Source organism: Streptomyces sp. SX-6, assembly GCF_059089585.1.
The window spans coordinates 1-18,883 of the sequence record NZ_JBTHHU010000010.1 but is presented as its reverse complement, the minus strand read 5'-3'; the positions used below and the strand labels follow the sequence as shown (position 1 = coordinate 18,883).

At 70.8% G+C, this 18,883-nt stretch carries 19 protein-coding genes and 1 pseudogene; 3 read left to right on the top strand and 17 right to left on the bottom strand.

Annotated elements, in window-relative coordinates:
- Positions 1-47: 47 nt before the first annotated feature.
- The 13 genes and pseudogenes from ACV530_RS14640 to ACV530_RS14580 all read right to left on the bottom strand — a co-directional run bounded on the left by ACV530_RS14640 (position 48) and on the right by ACV530_RS14580 (position 10,514).
- Positions 48-668, bottom strand: a complete 621-nt coding sequence (locus tag ACV530_RS14640) for a pilus assembly protein TadG-related protein (RefSeq protein ID WP_494332865.1) — start codon at positions 666-668, stop codon at positions 48-50.
- Positions 669-679: 11 nt separating this feature from the next.
- Positions 680-916 (bottom strand): hypothetical protein, encoded by a 237-nt coding sequence (locus ACV530_RS14635; RefSeq protein WP_494332864.1) that lies wholly within the window; start codon positions 914-916, stop codon positions 680-682.
- 96 nt (positions 917-1,012) lie between these two features.
- On the bottom strand, positions 1,013-1,972 hold the full coding sequence (locus ACV530_RS14630; RefSeq protein ID WP_494333037.1) for a LuxR C-terminal-related transcriptional regulator: 960 nt from the start codon (positions 1,970-1,972) through the stop codon (positions 1,013-1,015).
- Positions 1,858-3,060: pseudogene (locus ACV530_RS14625) on the bottom strand (sensor histidine kinase); the annotation flags it as partial. The pseudogene ACV530_RS14625 and the gene ACV530_RS14630, both read right to left, overlap by 115 nt.
- 62 nt (positions 3,061-3,122) lie before the next feature.
- The gene (locus ACV530_RS14620; RefSeq protein WP_494332863.1) at positions 3,123-3,998 is read right to left on the bottom strand and encodes a DUF5936 domain-containing protein; all 876 of its coding nucleotides are present in this window, start codon (positions 3,996-3,998) and stop codon (positions 3,123-3,125) included.
- A 10-nt stretch (positions 3,999-4,008) separates the two neighbouring features.
- Complete coding sequence (locus ACV530_RS14615; protein ID WP_494333036.1) at positions 4,009-4,956, bottom strand: type II secretion system F family protein; 948 nt, start codon at positions 4,954-4,956, stop codon at positions 4,009-4,011.
- A 21-nt stretch (positions 4,957-4,977) separates the two neighbouring features.
- A complete protein-coding gene (locus ACV530_RS14610) occupies positions 4,978-6,315 on the bottom strand; it encodes a TadA family conjugal transfer-associated ATPase (protein ID WP_494332862.1) in 1,338 nt (445 codons plus the stop codon).
- Positions 6,312-6,710, bottom strand: coding sequence for a TadE/TadG family type IV pilus assembly protein (locus ACV530_RS14605; RefSeq protein WP_494332861.1), 399 nt, complete (start codon positions 6,708-6,710; stop codon positions 6,312-6,314). Before ACV530_RS14605 ends, ACV530_RS14610 begins: the two co-directional genes overlap by 4 nt.
- The gene (locus ACV530_RS14600) at positions 6,710-7,117 is read right to left on the bottom strand and encodes a TadE family protein (protein WP_494332860.1); all 408 of its coding nucleotides are present in this window, start codon (positions 7,115-7,117) and stop codon (positions 6,710-6,712) included. Before ACV530_RS14600 ends, ACV530_RS14605 begins: the two co-directional genes overlap by 1 nt.
- On the bottom strand, positions 7,114-8,355 hold the full coding sequence (locus tag ACV530_RS14595; protein ID WP_494332859.1) for a CpaE/TadZ family protein: 1,242 nt from the start codon (positions 8,353-8,355) through the stop codon (positions 7,114-7,116). Before ACV530_RS14595 ends, ACV530_RS14600 begins: the two co-directional genes overlap by 4 nt.
- Positions 8,356-8,363: 8 nt before the next feature.
- Positions 8,364-9,068, bottom strand: coding sequence for a Flp pilus assembly protein CpaB (gene cpaB, locus ACV530_RS14590; RefSeq protein ID WP_494332858.1), 705 nt, complete (start codon positions 9,066-9,068; stop codon positions 8,364-8,366).
- A gap of 32 nt (positions 9,069-9,100) precedes the next feature.
- A complete protein-coding gene (locus ACV530_RS14585) occupies positions 9,101-10,006 on the bottom strand; it encodes a hypothetical protein (protein ID WP_494332857.1) in 906 nt (301 codons plus the stop codon).
- Positions 10,007-10,160: 154 nt separating this feature from the next.
- Positions 10,161-10,514, bottom strand: coding sequence for a pilus assembly protein (locus ACV530_RS14580; protein WP_494332856.1), 354 nt, complete (start codon positions 10,512-10,514; stop codon positions 10,161-10,163).
- 117 nt (positions 10,515-10,631) lie between these two features.
- Here ACV530_RS14580 and ACV530_RS14575 point away from each other — a divergent pair, with 117 nt between their 5' ends.
- Positions 10,632-12,323 carry a chitinase gene (locus ACV530_RS14575; RefSeq protein ID WP_494332855.1) on the top strand — a complete coding sequence of 564 codons (1,692 nt, stop codon included), beginning with the start codon at positions 10,632-10,634 and terminating at the stop codon, positions 12,321-12,323.
- Between the two features lie 291 nt (positions 12,324-12,614).
- Here the strand turns inward: ACV530_RS14575 and ACV530_RS14570 are convergent, their stop codons facing one another.
- On the bottom strand, positions 12,615-13,457 hold the full coding sequence (locus tag ACV530_RS14570; RefSeq protein WP_494332854.1) for a S1 family peptidase: 843 nt from the start codon (positions 13,455-13,457) through the stop codon (positions 12,615-12,617).
- 191 nt (positions 13,458-13,648) lie between these two features.
- Between ACV530_RS14570 and ACV530_RS14565 the strand changes: the two genes are divergently transcribed.
- Complete coding sequence (locus ACV530_RS14565; protein WP_494332853.1) at positions 13,649-14,947, top strand: M14 family metallopeptidase; 1,299 nt, start codon at positions 13,649-13,651, stop codon at positions 14,945-14,947.
- Positions 14,948-14,958: 11 nt separating this feature from the next.
- On the opposite strand, the gene ACV530_RS14560 is transcribed toward ACV530_RS14565, so the two are convergent.
- Genes ACV530_RS14560 through ACV530_RS14550 form a run of 3 tightly spaced genes read right to left on the bottom strand, consistent with a single transcriptional unit; the run spans position 14,959 to position 17,205 of the window.
- On the bottom strand, positions 14,959-15,369 hold the full coding sequence (locus tag ACV530_RS14560; RefSeq protein WP_494332852.1) for a RidA family protein: 411 nt from the start codon (positions 15,367-15,369) through the stop codon (positions 14,959-14,961).
- A 1-nt stretch (position 15,370) separates the two neighbouring features.
- Positions 15,371-16,153, bottom strand: coding sequence for an IclR family transcriptional regulator (locus tag ACV530_RS14555; RefSeq protein WP_494332851.1), 783 nt, complete (start codon positions 16,151-16,153; stop codon positions 15,371-15,373).
- On the bottom strand, positions 16,150-17,205 hold the full coding sequence (locus ACV530_RS14550; protein ID WP_494332850.1) for a sugar kinase: 1,056 nt from the start codon (positions 17,203-17,205) through the stop codon (positions 16,150-16,152). The genes ACV530_RS14555 and ACV530_RS14550 overlap by 4 nt, the downstream gene beginning before the upstream one ends.
- 135 nt (positions 17,206-17,340) lie before the next feature.
- On the opposite strand from ACV530_RS14550, the gene ACV530_RS14545 reads away from it, so the two are divergent.
- Positions 17,341-18,618: an alanine racemase gene (locus ACV530_RS14545; RefSeq protein ID WP_494332849.1), complete on the top strand. Its 1,278-nt coding sequence runs from the start codon at positions 17,341-17,343 to the stop codon at positions 18,616-18,618.
- The last annotated feature ends 265 nt before the right edge of the window (positions 18,619-18,883 follow it).

Here is an 18,883-nt window from a genome sequence, read left to right as displayed (position 1 = left end):
CTGCTCGTCCTCTGCTCGTTCGTCTCTGCGAATGTCGGGATCGTCCGTCAGTCCTTGAGCTTCACCGAGAAAAGATCCGCAGCGCTCGGGAAAGTGAGCGGGACGGTCGGCGCCTTGGGGTCGATGTCCCACTTGCGGTCACCGGAACACCACAGCAGCAGGTGTGTGGGCGGTGGCTGCCCCGGAACGGCAGGTGCCAGAACGCACCTGGGCTCGACGACTGCCGTGGAGCTCGCCGTGGTGTGCTGGTGCCCGATGCCGGGGACGATGTCGCCGCCGACGCCCTTCTGCGAGCGCACGGTGACCGCGTAGCCGACACGCGGGGCGGGGAGCCTGCGGCAGCCCTCGTCTCCCCCTGCCGCATCGGCCTCGTTGCGGTTGGCGAAGCGTCTGGCCTCCTGGCACGCGCGCGGATCGATGTATCCGTCACCGCTGATGAGCTTCGGCCAACTCAGGGGATTGCCGAGGGCGTTCAGCAGCCCGGCGCGTAATTGGGTACGGGCGTCCTGGGCTGCCGCCAGTGCCGCGGAATCGGCCGCCGACTGTGTGCCGTTCCGGGAAACGGCGACCTCTCCCACCACGAAATAGGCGAACGCGAGAAAGAGCAGACCCGCCACCATCGTGATGTAGATGGGGAGCGCCTGCCCTGCCTCGCGATCACGCCGCACAGCCGCACAAATCAGGTCTTGATCTTGTTGATCGCTGCGACGATCTTGTCCTTGATCGCCGTGCCTATGTCCGTGAATCCGGCGACCGCCGCCATGATGGCGACCACCACCACGATCATCCCGATGTACTCCGCAGCGGTCTGCCCCCTGGACCGCTCGTGCCGGAACATCCGCTCGATGCAGGTGTCCCTCCAGGAGGCAACGCGCACCTTGGTGCCGACCGCTGTCTGCAACAGCCTGTCGTTCATGGCCCTCCCCTTCGGCTTCGTCGACCCGAAGGTAGGGCACTACGGCCCTGGAGGGCATGGGTCCCGGGGCCCAATAGCGGGCCCAAGTCCAGTTGTTCACCACTCCCCCTCGCGCCGTGCCGTGCCCAGCCAGATCGCTATGGCCTGACTCCGGGTTTCCGCCTGCAACTTGGTGAAAATGCGGTTGATGTGGTTCTTGACGGTCTTCTCGCTGATGAAGCAGACAGAGGCGATCTGCGCATTGGTCATCCCAGCGGCGATCAAACCCATCACCTCCGTTTCGCGACGGCTCAGCGGACACCGGGCAGCCCCGGACCCAGACTTCGACTGTGCCAGATCAAATTGCGATTGCGAAGACCCTGGGGGTGGATGAATGGCGCTCGCCGAATCCTGTGCGCCGGATACAGAAAGGCTGTTGACGGATACTTGTTCGTCGTCGAGCAGAGCGCCGTTTGCAGTGGCAGCGTGCAGAAGGGCCGTACTGAAATGGGCCCGCCCCGCCTTGATGTCGCGGATGGCGCCGATCAGCTGGTCGGCCGTGAACTGGCCGTGCACCAAGTACCCGCTCGCGCCCCGCACCAGTGCTCCGCGCACCACATCCGGTTCGTCGCTGTAGGTCAGCATCATCACCTCGGTGATCCCGGCGAGGGATGGCAACACCGAGAGGCCGTCCATGCCCGGCATGCGGACGTCCAGCAGGACGACGTCCGGGCGGTGGGTGCGCGCGGCCTCGTACGCCTCGCGGCCGTCCGCCGCCTCCGCGACGACCTCGACGTCCGGGCAGCCGGAGAGTACGGCGGTGATTCCGGCCCGTACGACGAGGTTGTCGTCGGCCACGACGACGCGCACGGTCATGGTCGTGGGTCCCGTCCGGTCAGGGCCGCCAGTGGTAACTCGAGGCGGACTTCCGTGCCTTGGCGGGCCCGGCCCCGGCCGATGCGGATGCGGGCGCCGATGCGGGCCGCGCGTTCGACCATGCCCAGCAGGCCGAAGTGCCCGGCACTCCGCAAGCCCTCGAGGGTGGTGCCGGGGGGCAGGCCCCGGCCGTCGTCGCAGATGCTGATGCGCAGCGTGCCGTCGACCGGCCCTGCCGCCACCTCGAGGCGGGTTGCCCCCGCATGGCGGTGGGCGTTCTCCATCGCCTCGGAGGTGATGGCCAGGAGGTGCTTGGCGACGGGGCCCGGGACCGGCGGGGCGGGCGCCACGCCCAGGGGGCGGAAGGCGGCGGGCAGGCCGGTGCGGTGGGTGAAGTTGGTTAGACAGGTGGCCAGTTCTTCGGCCAGGGCCACGCCCTCGTCCAGGGACGACGAGGCGCGGCGCAGGTCCGAGAGCAGCTCGCGCGACTCGGCCGCGGCGCGGCGGGCCGAGCGGGCCACCAGCTCGGCGTGGTCGCGTACCTGGCGGGGGTCCATGCGGTCGGCGGAGCGGGCCAGGCCGTCGGCGGCCAGGGCGAGGCCGTGCAGGGTCTTGGCGACCGAGTCGTGCATCTCCCGGGCGAGCCGGGCTCGTTCGGCCTCCACCGCCTCGTTGACGGCCAGCCGCGAACGCGTCTCGGTGAGCGCCTCACCGGCCTCCCCGAAGCGGAGGACGAGGCCGCGCAGGGTGACGCCGACGGCGCCGGCCAGGAGGCAGACGCCGGGCAGGAGGGTCGCGTCGGCGAGGCCGCTGCCGGTGCCGCGGCCGCCGAGGTCGGCGAGGGCGACGGTCATCAGGGTCAGGAAGGCGAAGAAGGACGCGCCGCGCCAGCCGTACACGAGCCCGGCGAGCAGCGGGGTGCACAGGGTGACGTAGCTCAGCGGGCTGTCCGGACCGGCGGTGAAGAGCAGCAGCGCACCGGCGAGCGTGTCGACGCCGAGGAGGGCGGGGTGGCGCAGGAGCGGGGGGCCGAAGCGTTCCCAGTCCCGGAACAGGACGTACGAGGCCATGAAGACGACCAGGACCGCCGCGCCGATCAGCACGGTGGGCCAGCCACGCCTCACCGCGTGCAGGGCGAAGGGGATGGCGAGGAGGATCACCGCCAGGCGGAAGGCGAAGACCTGGCGGCACAGCGCCTGGAGGGCGCCGATCTGGATCCGCAGTTCCGGTGTCGAAGGCGTCGAAGGTACGGGCGCCGGAGGAGCAAGTGTCGTGATCGGGTGGCTCATCGAGCTGATCGAGTGCTGTGCCACGGTGTCCCCTCCCTCGCGGCTCGGTGTCGGTCGAGGTGTCAGTCCAGCAGGCCGGAACCCAGGAACATGGTGGCGCCGATCAGGAGCAGGGTGGCCGGCACCATGATCATGGTGACGATCGTGGTGGCCTTGGGTACGGCCCTGGCCGCCTTGCGCCGGGCGTTCTGCGCGTCGGTGCGCCGCATGTCGTGGGCGATGGCGATGAGCGTGTCGACGATGGGCGTGCCCAGTTCCTCGCCCTGCTGGAGCGCGGTGACGAACATGGCGACCTGCTCGGAGTCGTTGCGGCGGCGCAGGTCGTCGAAGGCGTCGCGGCGGCTGACGCCCATGTCCATCTGGCGCAGGGTGATGCGCAGTTCGTCCGCCCAGGGGCCCTCGTACTTCTCCGCCGTGCGGTCCAGGGCCTGCCGGAAGCCGAGGCCCGCGGAAACCACGACGGCGAGGACGTCGAGGAAGTCCGGCAGGGTGCGCTCGATCGCGCTCCTGCGGGCGCGTACGGCCGTCCAGATGCCGATCTCCACCCAGAACGCGGCGAAGGCGAGCATCAGGAGGGCCAGGACCGGCTGGCCGCTCGCGAGCATGACCAGGGTGCCGATGCCGCCGGTGACGCCGTAGACGAACCGGCGGGCGGCATAGCGGTCGAGGGTGAGGCCGCCGGGGTTGCCCGCCCGGTCGATCCTCCGGCGGACCCTGCCGATCCGGTCGGGGCCCATCAGGCGCAGCACCAACGGCGCCCAGCGCATGCCGAGGCGGTCGATGAGCGAGCCCGCGGCGTTGGTGCGGGTGGCGCCGACCTCCAGCGCGACCGCGAGGTCGGGCGGCAGCTTGGCCTCGGCGCGGTAGAGGTGGAGGCCGTAGAACGCTCCGGTGACGGAGAGGCCCATGACGAGGGCGAGTGCGAGGGCGATGGCCATGGCGGACCCCTCAGACGTCGATCTTGCCGAGGCGGCGGACGAGGAAGAAGCCCACGGCGTACATGCCGAGCGAGACGATCACCACGGCCTGGCCCACCACCGACCCCGTGATCTTGGCGAGGGCCCCGGGCCAGATGCGGTCCATGAGGAGGAGGGCGGCGAGTCCCATGGCGGGGACCAGGTAGGCGGTCACGGTCACCTGTACCAGCTGGGTGCGTACCTCGCGGCGGGTCTCCTTGCGTTCCTCCAGCGTGGTGGTGAGGTTGCGCAGCGAGTTGACGACCGTACCGCCCGCCTTGTTGGACAGCACCAATGTGGTGACGAGGACGGCCAGTTCGCGGGAGGGCAGCCGTCGGGCGAGTTCGTCGAGGGCGTCGTCCAGGGTGTGGCCGACGGCCAGCCGGTCGGCCACACGGGAGAGTTCCTCGCCGGCCGGGTTCTCGAGCTCCTCGGCCGCCATCGCGATGGCGGTGCGCAGGGAGAGGCCGGCCTGGGTGGCGTTGGCGACGACGCGGGAGAGTTCGGGCAGCTGGTTCATGAACCGCTCGTTGCGCTTCTGGCGCTGCCAGTTGAGGAACGCGAACGCGCCCCACAGTGCGGCCAGGGCCGCTACCGGGCCGAAGAACGGGGCGAGGAGCAGCCAGGCGGTGACCCACAGGGCGATGACCGCACCGGTCATGCAGAGGACGAATTCGCCCGTCGTCAGCGTCAGTCCGGTGGTGGCCAGCCGTTGTTCGATCTTCCGGCCCGCGGTCGTCCCGCGGATCCACCGGTCGAACCTGCCGCCGAAGGTCCGGCGGCGTCCGCGCGACCGTGCCCCGGGTGCTTCGGTTTCGGTGAGCCGGTCGACCAGAGCCGCGCTGCGGGCCCGGCCGGAGGCGTACGCGTGCACTCCCGCGACGGCGCTCGCGCCGCACAGCAGCGTGGCGCCGAGTGTCAGCAACGCGATGTTGTCCATGGCCATGGCCGTCGCGGACTCCTATCGGGCTTCTCTGGTGGCGAGTTGGTCCTCGTGCGCCGCCACGCCGAAGGCGGGCGGGACGGGCTCGTTCTTGAGGTACAGCCGCTCGGCGACGCGCGCGGGCAGCGGGTAGTACGCGAACTCGCCGTGCACGACGCCGTCGGCGCCCGGCGGCCAGGCGTGGAACCGGCAGACGGTGGCGATGCGGTAGTCTTCCCGGCCGCGCGAGTGCAGGACGGCGATCTCGCTCACCTTGCGGGAGCCGTCGGAGTTGCGGGCCAACTGGACGATGACGTCGACCGCGCTGTTGATCTGGTCCTTCAGCGCGGCGAAGGGGATCTCCACCTCGGACATCGAGGCGAGCGTCTGCAGTCGCATGAGCGCGTCCTCCGCGCTGTTGGCGTGGACGGTCGCGAGCGAGCCGTCGTGGCCGGTGGACATGGCCTGGAGCATGTCGAGCGTCTCGCCGCCGCGCACCTCGCCGACGACGATGCGGTCGGGGCGCATGCGCAGGGAGTTGCGGACCAGGTCCCGGATGGTGATCTGGCCCTTGCCCTCCACGTTCGGCGGGCGGGACTCGAGGGTGATGACGTGCTGCTGCTGGAGCCGGAGTTCGGCCGAGTCCTCGATGGTGATGATGCGCTCGCCCCCCGGGATCAGCCCGGAGAGCGCGTTGAGGAGGGTGGTCTTCCCGGCGCCGGTGGCCCCCGAGACGATGATGTTGAACTTGCCCCGGACCAGCGCGGAGAGCAGCATCAGCATCTGCTCGTCGAGCGAGCCCAGTCCGATCAGCTCGTGCAGCGTGTACGCGCGCGGGAAGCGGCGGATGGTGAGCGTCGCGCCGGAGAGGGCGAGCGGCGGGATGATGACGTTGACGCGTTCGCCGGAGGGCAGCCGGGCGTCCACCATCGGATTGGACTCGTCGACGCGGCGGTTGACGGTCGAGACGATGCGCTCGATGGTCTGCATCAGCTGCTCGTCGGAGGCGAAGCGGATCGGCAGCTGCTCGACGCGGCCGGCGCGCTCCACGTAGATCTGGTCCGGCCCGTTCACCATGATCTCGGTGATGGACGCGTCCTCGAGGAGCGGTTCGAGGATGCCGAGGCCGAGTGCCTCGTCCACCACGCGCCGGATGAGCAGGGAGCGTTCGTGGGTGGAGAGGACCGGGCCCTCGCGGCTGATGATGTGGCCCAGGACGCGCTCGAGCCGGGCCCTGCGCTCGGCCGCGGCGAGCGAGGACATCTCGGCGAGGTCGATCTCCTCGAGCAGCTTGGCGCGGTAGACGGCGACGAGGTGGTTCTCCTCGTGCGCGCCGCGCGGGGCGTCGGGGACGTTGAGGCGTGCGCGCAGGCTCATGGCAGCAACTCCCCCGGCAACGCCCCCGGCAACTCCCCTGCCTGCGCCGCCTGGTCGCGGGGCATGGTCACGCTCTTCGAGATGTGGCCGAGCTCCACGCCGAAGAGCGAGGGGACGTCGACGGTCGCGGTCGCTGTCACCTCGTCCGTGCCCGCACCCGCGACCTCGATGCCGGTGTCCTTGGCGATCCAGCCGCTCATCGCGCCCTTGCCCGCGGCCGGTCCGTCGTGGCCGCGTGCCGCCGCGCGGGCCGCCGCCCGGGCGCCCGTGCCGGCCTGCTCTGCGCTGTACGCCACGATGCCGAGCTGGACGAGCGCCATCCCGACCAGCACCAGGACCGGGAGCATGGAGATGAACTCGACCGATGTCTGGCCGCGTTCGCGGCTGCGCGCCATCACTGCTCCTCCCTCTCTTCCCTCGCGGCCGAGGCCTCGCCGTGCACGAGGGGGAAGCCGGCGAGGCCGGGGAAGAGCACCGGGACGTCCAGGGTCACCCTGGCCTCGTACAGGTCCGCCCCTTTGGCCCCGCAGTCGACCGTCGCGCCGGTCCGCCAGCTGTCCGGCAGGCTCGCGACCGCCGCCGCCCGGCACGCCCCGGCGTCGCCGGAGACGGCGCCCTTGTGCGCGCCCTTGTCGGCGGCGTCCCCGGCGAGGGTGTAGGTGTAGCCGGCCAGCGCGGCCTCCCAGAGGACGGCCAGCACCAGGATGATCAGCGGCAGGATGCCCAGGAACTCGACCGTCGTCTGGCCCCGGTCGTGAGCCCGGGTCATCACCGCTCGTGTCGTCACCACTCGTGTCGTCACCGCTCGCCCCGTCCGCCGCGGGGCAGGGCCCGCCGGCCCCTGCGGGCGGCGGCGTGCAGGGCCACGGCACCGCCGGTGAGGCCGAGTTCGCCCGCGAGGCCCCACATCGCCTGCTTGACGATGCTGCGGCTGTCGAGGTCCTGGAGGCGGCCCGCGTCGACCACGGGCTGAAGGTCCTTGAAATGCGCGGGGATCGCGGTACGGGCGACCCGGGCGCCGACGATGCGCTCGATCAGCGGCGGCTGGATCTCCGTGCCGCGCACCGCCCGGTTGACGACCACCAGGGTGTCCTCGGCCTTGCGGACCTGGAGCCGCTCCCACATCCGCACCGTGCGCTTCGCGGCCCGTACGGCGACGACGTCCGGGGTGAGGACGAGCACGGCGGTGTCGGCCATCTCGATGGCCGCGGCGCCCGCGGCCGTCAACTGGGTGCCGCAGTCGACGACCACGACCTGGTGACGGGCGCGGAGCGCGCTGACGAGCTGGCGCACCGTACGCTCGCCGACCTCCTCGGCCCGCTCGCCGTCGCCCGGGGCGAGGACGAGGCCGAGGCCGGTCTCGTGGGAGAAGAGGACGTCCTGGAGCACCCGGGGCGAGATGTCCTGGATCTCGGCCAGGTCGGCGACGGACCTGCGGAACTGGACGTCGAGGTACGAGGCGACGTCCCCGCCCTGGAGGTCCATGTCCACCAGCGCCGCGTGCCGCCCCGAGGCACGGGCGGCCAGCGCCAGCTGGACGCCGATGACCGAGGTGCCCACCCCGCCCTTGGCTCCCGTGACCGTGACGACCGTGCCCCCGGGGCCGCCGGGCAGCTCCACGTCCGCGCCCAGGTGCCGGCGCACGCCGACCGCCCAGTGGGCGGTGGCCCGTACGCGGGCGGCCAACTCGTCGTACGACAGCGGGAGTCCGACCAGGCCGCGGGCGCCGGCGTCCATGGCGGCCGAGAACAGGGCGGGGCTGGTGTCCGCCGTCATCAGGATCACTCCGGACGCGGGGAAGCGCAGGGCCACTTCGCGCACGAGCTCCAGGGCGGGGACCGGCCCGATGCGTTCGTGGACGAGGACGACCTCCGGCAGTTCGGTGACCGAGGCGGCCGCGAGCCGGGCGAGGGTGTCGAGCAGCACGGTCGAACTGCCGATGGCGTGGGCGGGTTCGATGTCCGGCAGCTGGCTCAGCAGTGCCGTCACCGCCCGCGCGGCATCCGCGTCGCCGACGGCCGGAAGGATGCGTGTGGCCATCCGTCACCTCACTTGTCGCCGTTCAAGGTGTAGTCGCGCTGGCCCGCCGGGATCTGGCTCTCGTCGCCCGGCGCGACGAGCGCGAGGCGCACGTGGGAGGCGAACGACTCGGCGTAGGCCACGCGCTGGGCGTCGAGGGTCTCGAGCGCGAAGGTGATCGGCACCGCCTCGCGGCCGGCCTGGGCCGCGTCCCCCTGCTTGGGCTGGAGAGCGGTGAGCCGGCCGACGTCGATGACCTTGGCGTTGCTCACGATGACCTTGGAGCGCGGCTGGCCGCCGCTCTCGGCCGGGAACGTGGCGTAGATGTTGACCGAGGACCCCGGGGTGATCTTGCCCGCGACCCCCGTCGACGCATCGATCATGATCGCGATCTCCTGCTGCCCGGGCTTGAGCGCGGGACGGTCGGCCAGCATGTCGGCCTGGAGCAGCGAGCCCTCGCGCAGCCGGCTGACCGCGATCTTGCCCGTGATGTCACCGAGGTCGGTGACGGCCGTCCTCGGCAGCCACCGCCGGGGCACGGACACCTTCCGGAACTGGTCCGCGTCCAGGGACCGGTACGCGGGCACGTCCGCCTTCAGCTCGTACGCCGTGGACTCGGGCCCCACCTTGGAGTCGACGTCGTCGATCACCGCGAGCACGCCGGCGAAGGCGCCGATCGCGCAGACCGCCGACACGAGCAACAGGATGACACCACGGCGCTGGCGTGAATTCATGGTTGCGGACTACCTCGTTCACGGTCTCTCGTTCACGGTGATGAAGGCGATGAAGGCGATGAAGGCGATGGAGGCGAGCACGGCAGCTGGTTGTCGGAGGAGGAGGCGGCTGCGGACAGGAGTGGCGCGGAGCAGAACCCGCAGCGGTCGCCGATGAGTTCGAGGCCGCACCAGCGACAGCACTCCCTCCGCACGGAGGCGATCAGGTGGTAGAGGATGGACGGATCGGGGATCGCGGCGGCGAATTCGACGGCCCGGCCGGTGCCCCACCAGCGGGCGGAATCGGCGGGCAGCGGGAAGACCTCCTGGACGCCCTCGACGCGCCAGGTGGGGGCAAGGGTGTCGAGAACCCAGTCCTCGCCCTTGCGGGGTCTGCTGCGGGCGACGGTCATCCGGGTCGGGAACGCCGGGCCGCCGGGCGGCTCGGCGTTCCCGAGCCGCAGCAGGTGCGGCGCCGGGTTGACGAGCACCCCGAACCGGACACCGGGCAGCAGGGAGCTGAGGTGCGGGCCGAGCCCGACCGCGACCCGGTCGAGCCGCGCCACGCTCGCGAGCTGGGCGCCCGCGTAGATGTAGTGCGCGAGCAGGCGTGCCGCCGAGGCGAGTACGCCGGGGCTGAGGTCGGAGACCGACAACTGCCGTAACTGACGCGCCAGTACGGCCACGGCGAGAGGCGGGAGGGGCATGGGCAGGAGAGCGACGCGGTCGCTCTCGAGCACCGCCCGGACCGTGTGCAGCCTGCGCACGTACGCGGCGGGGAGCGAATCCGGATAGACGACCACCAGGAATCCGCACTGGTCGAGCAGGATCGACGCCTGGGTCACCGCCGTCTCCAGCGGCTGGACCTCGGGCGGCTGGAGGACCGCCGCGGCCGGGGCGGGGCCGTCGCCGGACGCCAGCACCAGGTCGGAACTGGTGACCGCTATCGCAATCGGCACGTCGGCTACCCCGTTCACTCCGGCCGCACCGCCTCCGACGACCGCAGATCGACACTCCCCAACGCTCGCGCCTCCGCACTGTATCCACGAATGCGGCGGCTGAAACAGACCCCCTGCACGGCCCTGTTCCCAGCCCGCGCAACTGACCGGCGCGTCAGTCCTCGCGCATCACTCCATAGGAACTGCGGACGGGCCACGGCCAGTTGACGCCACCGGGAACGATCAGGGGTACGCGGAGGGTGACGCTCGCCTTGTACACCTCGCCCTCCCTGCCGCAGCGCGGCTCCGTCGGCCACTCCTCGGGCAGGTCCGACAGCACCGCCGTCCGGCAGTCGCGGCCCACGGATGCCGCACGGGCGCCCTTGTCCGCGGCGTGGCCCGCGAGGGAGTAGGTGTAGCCCACGAGCACGCACTGCCAGACGACCGCCATCCCGACGACGACCATCGGGATCGCTCCCGCGTACGTCTCTCCGCGGCCGTCTCCCCCGCGCCCGACCCGACCACCCATTGGCACGCCTCCATACTGCCCGGCTCTGAAACCCTTGACGGATGAAATGGTCTGGACCATCCTCGCGATCAGCGATACCCCCCACCCACCACAACTTCCTTCCCACCGGAGGCGGTCATGGATCGCTCATGTCCTACCAGAAGACGCTTTGGCAGCATTCTGGCCACAGTTGCTGTTGCACTCGGCGGTTTCGGCGGTCTCGGCGCCGTCGGCACGCCTCCTGCGCGGGCCGCGGACGCGAACCTGGTGCGCAACCCCGGCTTCGAGAACGGGCTCTCGTACTGGACCTGTTCGAGTGACAGCGGAAGCGTCGTGAGTTCACCCGTGCACGGCGGGTCGGGCGCGCTCAAGGCGACGCCCGCGGGGTCCGACGACGCCAAGTGCTCACAGACGGTCGCGGTCAAGCCGAACTCGCAGTACCAGCTGAGCGCTTGGGTGCGCGGCTCGTACGTCTATCTGGGCGCGAGCGGCACGGGCACCACGGATGTGTCCACGTGGACGCCGAGCGCGGGCGACTGGCAGCAGCTGACCACGTCGTTCACGACGGGCGCGGATACGACCTCGGTGACCGTGTACACGCATGGGTGGTACGGGCAGCCCGCGTATTTCGCGGACGACGTCTCCCTGACCGGCCCCGGGGGCGGCACCCCCGGGGATCCGGTGCCGGCGGCACCGGGCGGGCTGGCGGTGGGGGCGGTGACGTCGTCGTCCGCCGCCCTGTCATGGGGCGCGGTGTCCGGGGCCACCGGGTACAACGTCTACCAGGACGGCACCAAGGTGCAGGCCGTCGGCGGGACTTCGGCGACAGTGACGGGGCTGGCCCCGTCGACGTCCTACCGGTTCCAGGTCACGGCCACCAACGCGGCGGGCGAGTCGGACAAGTCCGCGGCGGTGAGCGGGACGACGGCCGCCGGCGGGAGCGGGCCCACGGTGCCGAAGCATGCCCTCACGGGCTACTGGCAGAACTTCGACAACGGTGCGACCGTGCAGAAGATCAGCGATGTGCAGAGTCAGTACGACATCATCGCCGTGGCATTTGCCGATGCGACGAGCACGCCGGGGGCCGTGGACTTCACTCTCGACCCTGCGCTGCATTACAGCGAGGATCAGTTCAAGGCGGACATCGCGGCGAAGCGGGCGGCCGGGAAGTCGGTTGTGATTTCGGTTGGCGGGGAGCGGGGCGCCGTTGGCGTGAACGATGCCGCCTCCGCGGCGAATTTCGCGAACAGCGTTTATGCGCTGATGCAGAAGTACGGCTTCAACGGGGTCGATATCGACCTCGAGAACGGGCTCAACCCGACCTATATGACGCAGGCGCTGCGGGCGTTGTCGGGAAAGGCCGGGAGCGGGCTCGTCATCACGATGGCGCCGCAGACGGTCGACATGCAGTCGACGTCGGGGTCCTATTTCCAGACGGCGCTCAACATCAAGGACATCCTGACGGTCGTCAACACGCAGTTCTACAATAGCGGTTCGATGAACGGGTGTGATGGGCGCGTCTATGGGCAGGGGTCTGTTGACTTCCTGACGGCGTTGGCCTGCATCCAGTTGGAGGGTGGCCTGGCGCCCTCGCAGGTCGGGCTGGGGCTGCCGGCGTCTCCTCGGGGTGCGGGGAGCGGATATGTGGACCCGTCCGTGGTCAACGCGGCGCTGGATTGCTTGACGGCGGGGACGGGGTGCGGGTCGTTCAAGCCGGCTCGGACGTATCCGGGGGTTCGGGGGGCGATGGCGTGGTCGACGAACTGGGATGCGCTTGGCGCTGACGCTTGGTCGGGGGTTGTGGGGCCGCACGTGCACGGGTTGCCGTAGGGGGAGTTGTGCCCCGGTCCCGCCCTCTCACCGTCTCCTCCGGGGGCAAGCCCCCGGGCCCCCGGTCCCGCGCTCCGCGCGGTTGTCCGGGGGCTACGCCCCCTGGGCCCCCGCAACGCGGCTCCGCCGCGTTGGTCCTCAATCGCCGGACGGGCTGACTTGTAGCCCGTCCGGCGATTGAGGACGAGCGGCGAAGCCGCGACAAGGGGGCCCGGGGGCGGAGCCCCCGAAACGGGGTCCGGGGGCGGAGCCCCGGGAGACGGTGAGAGGGTGGGGCCGGGGCGCAGGCCGTCAGTTGTCCCAGCCCGCCGGCTTCGGCAGCGTGCAACCCGGCAGGCTCAGGTCGAGCTTGTTGCCGGTGCCTATGCACTGCGGAATGCCGTACGTCTCCTCCGCATAGTTGCGGCCCTGCCGCACCGTGACCTGACCGTTCTCGTCAACCTCGCACGGGTTGTTCAGCGTGCACTGCCCGCCGCTCTCGTTCCCCGTGTTGTTGATCGCGATCACCTTCCCGCTGACCGAGTCAATGACCGGCGAACCGGACGTCCCGCCAATCGTGTTGCAGGACGGCGTGTAGCGAAGCGAGTCCTTCCAGGTCCAGTCCGCCTCGCGCAGCCGGTAGACGAAACCGTCGACATTGCAGGAGTAATTCTTCTTCCAGTACCCGGAGACGACGTTGATCGCGGTCCCGGTGCTCGGGTGATCGGTCGACAGGGTCAGCGCGTCGATGCCGGTGTTCTGCTTGATCTGGGCGTACGTGCTGTCGAGCTCGTACAGCGTGACATCGGTGTCGGTCATCGTGGCGTACGTGACCTTGGTCGCCTGGAGCGTTCCGGCGTTGCCCGCGCCGGAGTCGAGCAGGGTGAAGGTGCGCGAGGACGGCTGGTCGGTGATGACCTCGCCCGCGCCCGGCATGCCGGTCTCGAGGCAGTGGCCGTTGGTCATGACGAGGCCGGGGTCGTTGTCGGACGAGTTCGGCATGCGGATCAGCGAGCCGGAACAGTTGCTGAGCGCGACCGTTCCGGCGAAGTCGACGGCCTTGACCTTGGGGGCCGCGTTCGCGGTGCCCGCACCGGCGAGGGCTGCTCCGGTGAGCACCAGCGTGGTGAGCGCGCTGACGAGAGGTCTGTTCATGGGGGGTGGTCCTCTCCAGACGGAAGAGCATCCTTTTTGACATGTGCATTGTTGAGGCTGGTGAGGCCGGGCGCAATCAACCGATCCGAAGCGGAAGGCAAGTTGGCCGGAATCCCCCGCGCCGGGCCGCTTGACCCGTGCATGCCATAACTCGACACTGGGCGCGGCTCACCCCCCACATTGGAGGCCGTATGCGACTCCACTCCCACGGCAGATGGGCCGCGGCCCTGGCCGTCGTACTCTCCCTCGCCATGGCGTCACCGGCGGCGTCCCGGGGCGCTTCGCCCACGCACGAGTACCGCGTCATCGGCCCGCACACAGCGGAACAGCGTACGGCCGTCGCGTCGACGGGCGCGTCCGTCGACTCCGTGCACGGCAACTCCCTCGTCATCACCGCCAGCGCCGTACAGGCCGAGCACGTACGCGAGTTGGGATACCGGGTCAGCGTGCTGCCCGGTCCCCCTGACCGCAGTGGCGGCAAGAAGCCCAGGCCGTATACGTTCCCGGCGCAGGACGCGAAGTACCACACCTACGCCGAGGCGATGGCGGAGATCGACGCCGGCATCGCGGCACACCCGGCGATCATGAGCAAGCAGGTCATCGGGCGGAGCTACGAGGGCCGCGACATCATCGCCGTCAAGGTCACCTCCGCCGTGAACCCCGACAGCGCCAAGCCCGAGGTGCTCTTCACCCACCACCAGCACGCGCGCGAGCACTTGACCGTGGAGATGGCGCTGTACCTGCTCAAGGAGTTCGGCTCGACGTACAGCAGCGACCCGCGGGTCACCAAGATGGTCGACAACCGGGTGATCTGGATCGTGCCCGACGTCAACCCGGACGGCGGCGAGTACGACATCGCCGACGGCACCTATCACAGCTGGCGCAAGAACCGGCAGCCCAACGACGGTTCGTCCTCCGTCGGCACCGATCTCAACCGCAACTGGGACTACAACTGGGCGTGCTGCGGCGGTTCATCGTCCAGTACCTCCTCCGAGACGTACCACGGGCCGGCCGCCGAGTCGGCGCCCGAGGTGAAGGTCGTCGCGGACTTCGTGCGCAGCCGGGTCGTGGACGGCAAGCAGCGCATCAAGACCGCCATCGACTTCCACACCTACAGCGAGCTCGTGCTGTGGCCGTACGGCTACACGTACGACGACACCGGGCCGGGCATGACGGCGGACGACCGTGACACGTTCTCGACGGTCGGCAAGTCCATGGCGGCCAGCAACGGTTACACGCCGGAGCAGTCGAGCGGCCTCTACATCACGGACGGTTCGATCGACGACTGGCTGTGGGGCAACCAGAAGATCTTCGCCTACACCTTCGAGATGTATCCGACCAGCCAGGCGGGCGGCGGCTTCTATCCCCCGGCCGAGGTCATCGACCGGGAGACGGCGCGCAACCGCGACGCGGTGCTGCAGTTGCTGGAGTTGTCCGACTGCATGTACCGGGCGATCGGCAAGGCGCAGCAGTACTGCGGTACTTCGTGACCTCGTGACGGTCAGTCGTCCAGTACCGCGAGTGCGTCGATCTCGATGAGCAGGCCCTTCGGCAGCCCCACGTAGACCGTGGTGCGGGCGGCGGGGGCCTGCTTGAGGTCGGCGAAGTGGTCGTTCCAGATGTCGTTCATCTCGGCGAAGTGCTCCGTGTCGGTGAGGTAGACGCGGAGCATCATCACGTCCTCCCAGCTCGCGCCGCCCGCCTCGAGGACGGCCTCGACGTTGGCGAGGGTCTGGCGGGTCTGCTCGCGCAGGGTCGGCCCGGCGACGACGGGCGCGGTGTCCGCGTCGGTGGCGGGCAGGAAGCCGACCTGGCCGGCGACCTGGAGGATGTTGCCCTTGCGCACGCCGTGGGAGAACTTCGCGGGCGGGGCGGGGTGGGTGGACGGGGTGACGGCGGTCTTCTCGGTCATGTCAGGCCTTGCCTTGCGGGGACGGGGACGGGGAGGTGGACGGGGGTCTGCCGGAGTACTCCGCGCTGATCGCGTCGGCGGTGCGGCGCAGCAGCGGGAGCAGTGCGAGGAGTTCGTCGGAGGTCACGACGACGTTAGGCGCGGAGAGGGAGCAGGCGGCGATGACACGTCCGTCGGGTCCGTGGACGGGGGCGCCTATGCAGTTGATCGATTCTTCGTGCCCGCCGAAGTCGGTGGCCCAGCCCTGTTCGCGGACGGTGGCCAGTTCGCGGAGGAAGGCGACGGCGTCGGTGATCGAACGGGGCGTGTAGGCCGGGTAGTCGAGGCGTTCGGCGAGGGCGCGCCGTTCGGGTTCCGGCAGGTCGGCGAGGAGCAGTTTGGCGACGGCGGCGACGGTGACGGCGACGGGTCTGCCGATGCGCGAATACATCCGTACGGGGTAACGGCTGTCGACCTTGTCGAGGTAGAGGACCTCGTCGTCCTCGCGGACGGCGAGGTGGACGGTGTGTCCGCACTGCTCGTTGAGCGCGACGAGGTGGGGGTGGGCGATCTCCCGTACGTCGAGGCCCTCGACGGCCTGCTGGGCGAGCGCGAACAGGCGGGTGCCGAGACGGTAGCGCTGATCCTGCTGGCGGTAGACCATGCCGTGCTCGTGGAGGGTGCGCAGGAGGCGCAGCGCGGTCGACTTGTGGACGCCGAGGTTCCGGGCAACCTGTTCGAGGCCCGCGGGGCCCTCGGCGAGCAGGGGCAGGATGCGTAGGGCGCGGTCGACGGTCTGGCTCATCGGGGAACCTCTCCGGTGTCGGCTCGCCCCGTCCATCCGGGGGCGAGCCGCAGTCTTCCCCATTCCGGGGCGTCGAGTGCGGCCAGCCGGTCGGCGTGCTCGCGGTGCGGGGGGACGGCGAGGTCGCCGGGGGCGGTGAGGGCCGCGGCGGCGGCGAGGTGGCCGTGCCGGAGCCGGTGGGACGGGGGCAGTTGGCGCAGGGTGGCGGAGAGGAAGCCGGCGGCGAAGGCGTCTCCGGCGCCGACGGGGGCGACGACGTCGACGGCGGGGGCGGGTTCGGTGGCGGTGCCGTCCGGGGTGAACACCGTTGCGCCCGCTGAGCCTTGTTTGACGACGAGGACCGCGGGTTCGGGCAGGGCGGCCCGTATCGCCTCGGGGCCGCGCAGGCCCCAGGCGGCCTCGGCCTCGTCCTCGCCGACGAACACGAGGTCGCTGCGGCGGGCCAGTTCGGCGAGGACGCCGGGGCCCTCGGGCGCGGTGCGCCACAGGTCGACGCGGTGGTTGATGTCGAAGGAGACGAGCGGGCGGCCCGGGCGGCCCGGGTGGTCGGGGCCGCCGGGTGCGGTCAGGGCGCGGAGGAGGGCGAGGCACTCCGGGGAGAGCGCGGCGGTGATGCCGGTGAGGTGGAGGACGCGGGCGGACCAGGCGGTGCGGCGGTCGATCAGCGCGGTGGACATGGCCGAGGCCGCCGACCCGGCGCGGTAGTAGGCGACTTCGGCGTGGGCGGGTGTGCGGTCAAAGGTGGTGGCGCGCTCGCCGGACGTCCGGAAGTAGATGCCGGTCGGCCGGTGCGGGTCGCGCTGGACGGCGGAGGTGTCGACCCCGTACGAGGCGATCGTGTCGATGACGTGGCTGCCGAAGCCGTCGGTGCCGACGCGGCCGATCCAGCGGACGCGGTGGCCGAGGCGGGCGAGGGCGCAGGCGACGTTCGACTCGGCACCGCCGATGCCGCGGGCGAAGGCGGGTACGTCCGCGAGTGCTCCGGGGTGAGTGGGGCAGGTGGGGCGGAAGGCGGCCATGGTCTCGCCGAGGCAGATGACGTCGCTTCTCACTGGTTCCACGGTTCCACTTGGCTCTCACAGGGTGAAACGCACCGTTGACCCGGTACTGAGCCGGATGCTAGACAGCAATACCGCCATCCGCAACGGACGTTGCGCATGTTGCAATCGACGCCTCTGGAGACCCCTATGGCCGCCGACGACCCCGTCGCCCGTCTCGCACAGGACCGCATCGACCACCGTTTCAAGGCCCTGCCCCCGGACGCGGCGGGCCTGCCCGTCGGCGCACTGGCCGCCGAGCGGCGCTGCCTGTTCACCGGGGGCTTCACCACGCCCGTGCTCGCCCTCTCCGCGGAGGCGCTCGAGCACAACCTGGTGCTGATGGAGCGCTGGGCCGCCGAGCACGGTCTCGCCTTCGCCCCGCACGGCAAGACCTCGCTCGCTCCGCAGCTCTTCGAGCAGCAACTCGCCCATGGTGCCTGGGGCATCACCGCGGCCGTGCCCAGCCAGGTCCGCCTCTGCCGCGCCTTCGGGGTGCGTCGGGTCTTCCTCGCCAACGAACTCGTCGATGCGGCGGCGCTGCGGTGGCTCGCGGGCGAGCTGTCGGCCGACCCGGACTTCCGGGTCATCGCCTACGTCGACTCCGTGCGGGGCGTCGAGTTGATGGACGCCGCGCTGCGCGAGGCCGGGGCGTCGCGGCCGCTCGAGGTCGTCGTCGAACTGGGCGTGCGCGGGGGGCGTACGGGCGTACGTACCGAGGCCGAGGCGACGGCGGTCGCGGATGCGGTGGCGGCGGTCGGCACGCTGCGGCTGGCCGGGGTCGCGGGGTACGAGGCCGAGGTACCGGATGCGGATGAGGCATCCGTACGGTCCTGGCTGCGCCAACTGACCGGCATAGCGGTGGGGTTCGATGCGGCGGGCCGCTTCGGCGGGGTCGAGGAGATCGTCGTCAGCGCGGGCGGCAGTGCGTGGTTCGACACGGTCGCCGAGGTCTTCGCTGAGATTCCGGCGCTCTCCGCGCCCGTGCTCAAGCTGCTGCGCTCCGGTGCATACGTCACGCACGACGACGGCCACTACCGGGGGCGCTCCCCCTTCAACCGTCGCCCCGAGGAGGGTGAACTGCAGCCCGCGTTCCGGCTGTGGGCCCAGTGCGTGTCCCGGCCCGAGCCGGGCCTGGCGTTCCTCAACGCGGGCAAGCGGGACGCTCCGTACGACCTCGGCCTCCCCGAGCCCCAGGTCATCCGCTCCGCCCGCGACGGCTCCCTGCGCCCGGCCGACGGCCTGACCGCCACCGCGGTCGCCGACCAGCACATGTTCGTGGAGGTCGCGGAGGGTGCGGAGTTGGAGGTCGGGGACTGGGTGGGGCTGGGTTTGTCGCACCCGTGCACGACGTTCGACAAGTGGCAGTTGATTCCGGTGGCGGCCGCGGATGGGACTGTGACGGATTACATCCGGACGTTCTTCTGAGTTGGGTGCGGGGGGTGGGGAGTGGGGAGTTGTGCCCCGGCCCCGCCCTTTCACCGTTTCCTCCGGGGGCAAGCCCCCGGTCCCCGGGCCCGCGCTCCGCGCGGTTGTTCCGGGGGCTACGCCCCCTGGACCCCCGCAACGCGGCTCCGCCGCGTTGGTCCTCAAACGCCGGACGGGCTGAAGTTGCCCGGCCCGGCACTATCAAGCCCGTCCGGCGATTGAGGACGAGCGGCGAAGCCGCGACAAGCGGGGTCTGGGGCGCAGC

What these genes read in the sequence shown, in the direction of transcription:
- ACV530_RS14635 (WP_494332864.1), bottom strand. Translation starts at nt 916, where the DNA reads ATGAACGACAGGCTGTTGCAGACAGCGGTCGGCACCAAGGTGCGCGTT.
- ACV530_RS14620 (WP_494332863.1), bottom strand. Translation starts at nt 3,998, where the DNA reads ATGGCCATCGCCCTCGCACTCGCCCTCGTCATGGGCCTCTCCGTCACC.
- ACV530_RS14615 (WP_494333036.1), bottom strand. Translation starts at nt 4,956, where the DNA reads ATGGACAACATCGCGTTGCTGACACTCGGCGCCACGCTGCTGTGCGGC.
- ACV530_RS14610 (WP_494332862.1), bottom strand. Translation starts at nt 6,315, where the DNA reads ATGAGCCTGCGCGCACGCCTCAACGTCCCCGACGCCCCGCGCGGCGCG.
- ACV530_RS14605 (WP_494332861.1), bottom strand. Translation starts at nt 6,710, where the DNA reads ATGGCGCGCAGCCGCGAACGCGGCCAGACATCGGTCGAGTTCATCTCC.
- ACV530_RS14595 (WP_494332859.1), bottom strand. Translation starts at nt 8,355, where the DNA reads ATGGCCACACGCATCCTTCCGGCCGTCGGCGACGCGGATGCCGCGCGG.
- cpaB (WP_494332858.1), bottom strand. Translation starts at nt 9,068, where the DNA reads ATGAATTCACGCCAGCGCCGTGGTGTCATCCTGTTGCTCGTGTCGGCG.
- ACV530_RS14580 (WP_494332856.1), bottom strand. Translation starts at nt 10,514, where the DNA reads ATGGGTGGTCGGGTCGGGCGCGGGGGAGACGGCCGCGGAGAGACGTAC.
- ACV530_RS14575 (WP_494332855.1), top strand. Translation starts at nt 10,632, where the DNA reads ATGGATCGCTCATGTCCTACCAGAAGACGCTTTGGCAGCATTCTGGCC.
- ACV530_RS14570 (WP_494332854.1), bottom strand. Translation starts at nt 13,457, where the DNA reads ATGAACAGACCTCTCGTCAGCGCGCTCACCACGCTGGTGCTCACCGGA.
- ACV530_RS14565 (WP_494332853.1), top strand. Translation starts at nt 13,649, where the DNA reads ATGCGACTCCACTCCCACGGCAGATGGGCCGCGGCCCTGGCCGTCGTA.
- ACV530_RS14560 (WP_494332852.1), bottom strand. Translation starts at nt 15,369, where the DNA reads ATGACCGAGAAGACCGCCGTCACCCCGTCCACCCACCCCGCCCCGCCC.
- ACV530_RS14555 (WP_494332851.1), bottom strand. Translation starts at nt 16,153, where the DNA reads ATGAGCCAGACCGTCGACCGCGCCCTACGCATCCTGCCCCTGCTCGCC.
- ACV530_RS14545 (WP_494332849.1), top strand. Translation starts at nt 17,341, where the DNA reads ATGGCCGCCGACGACCCCGTCGCCCGTCTCGCACAGGACCGCATCGAC.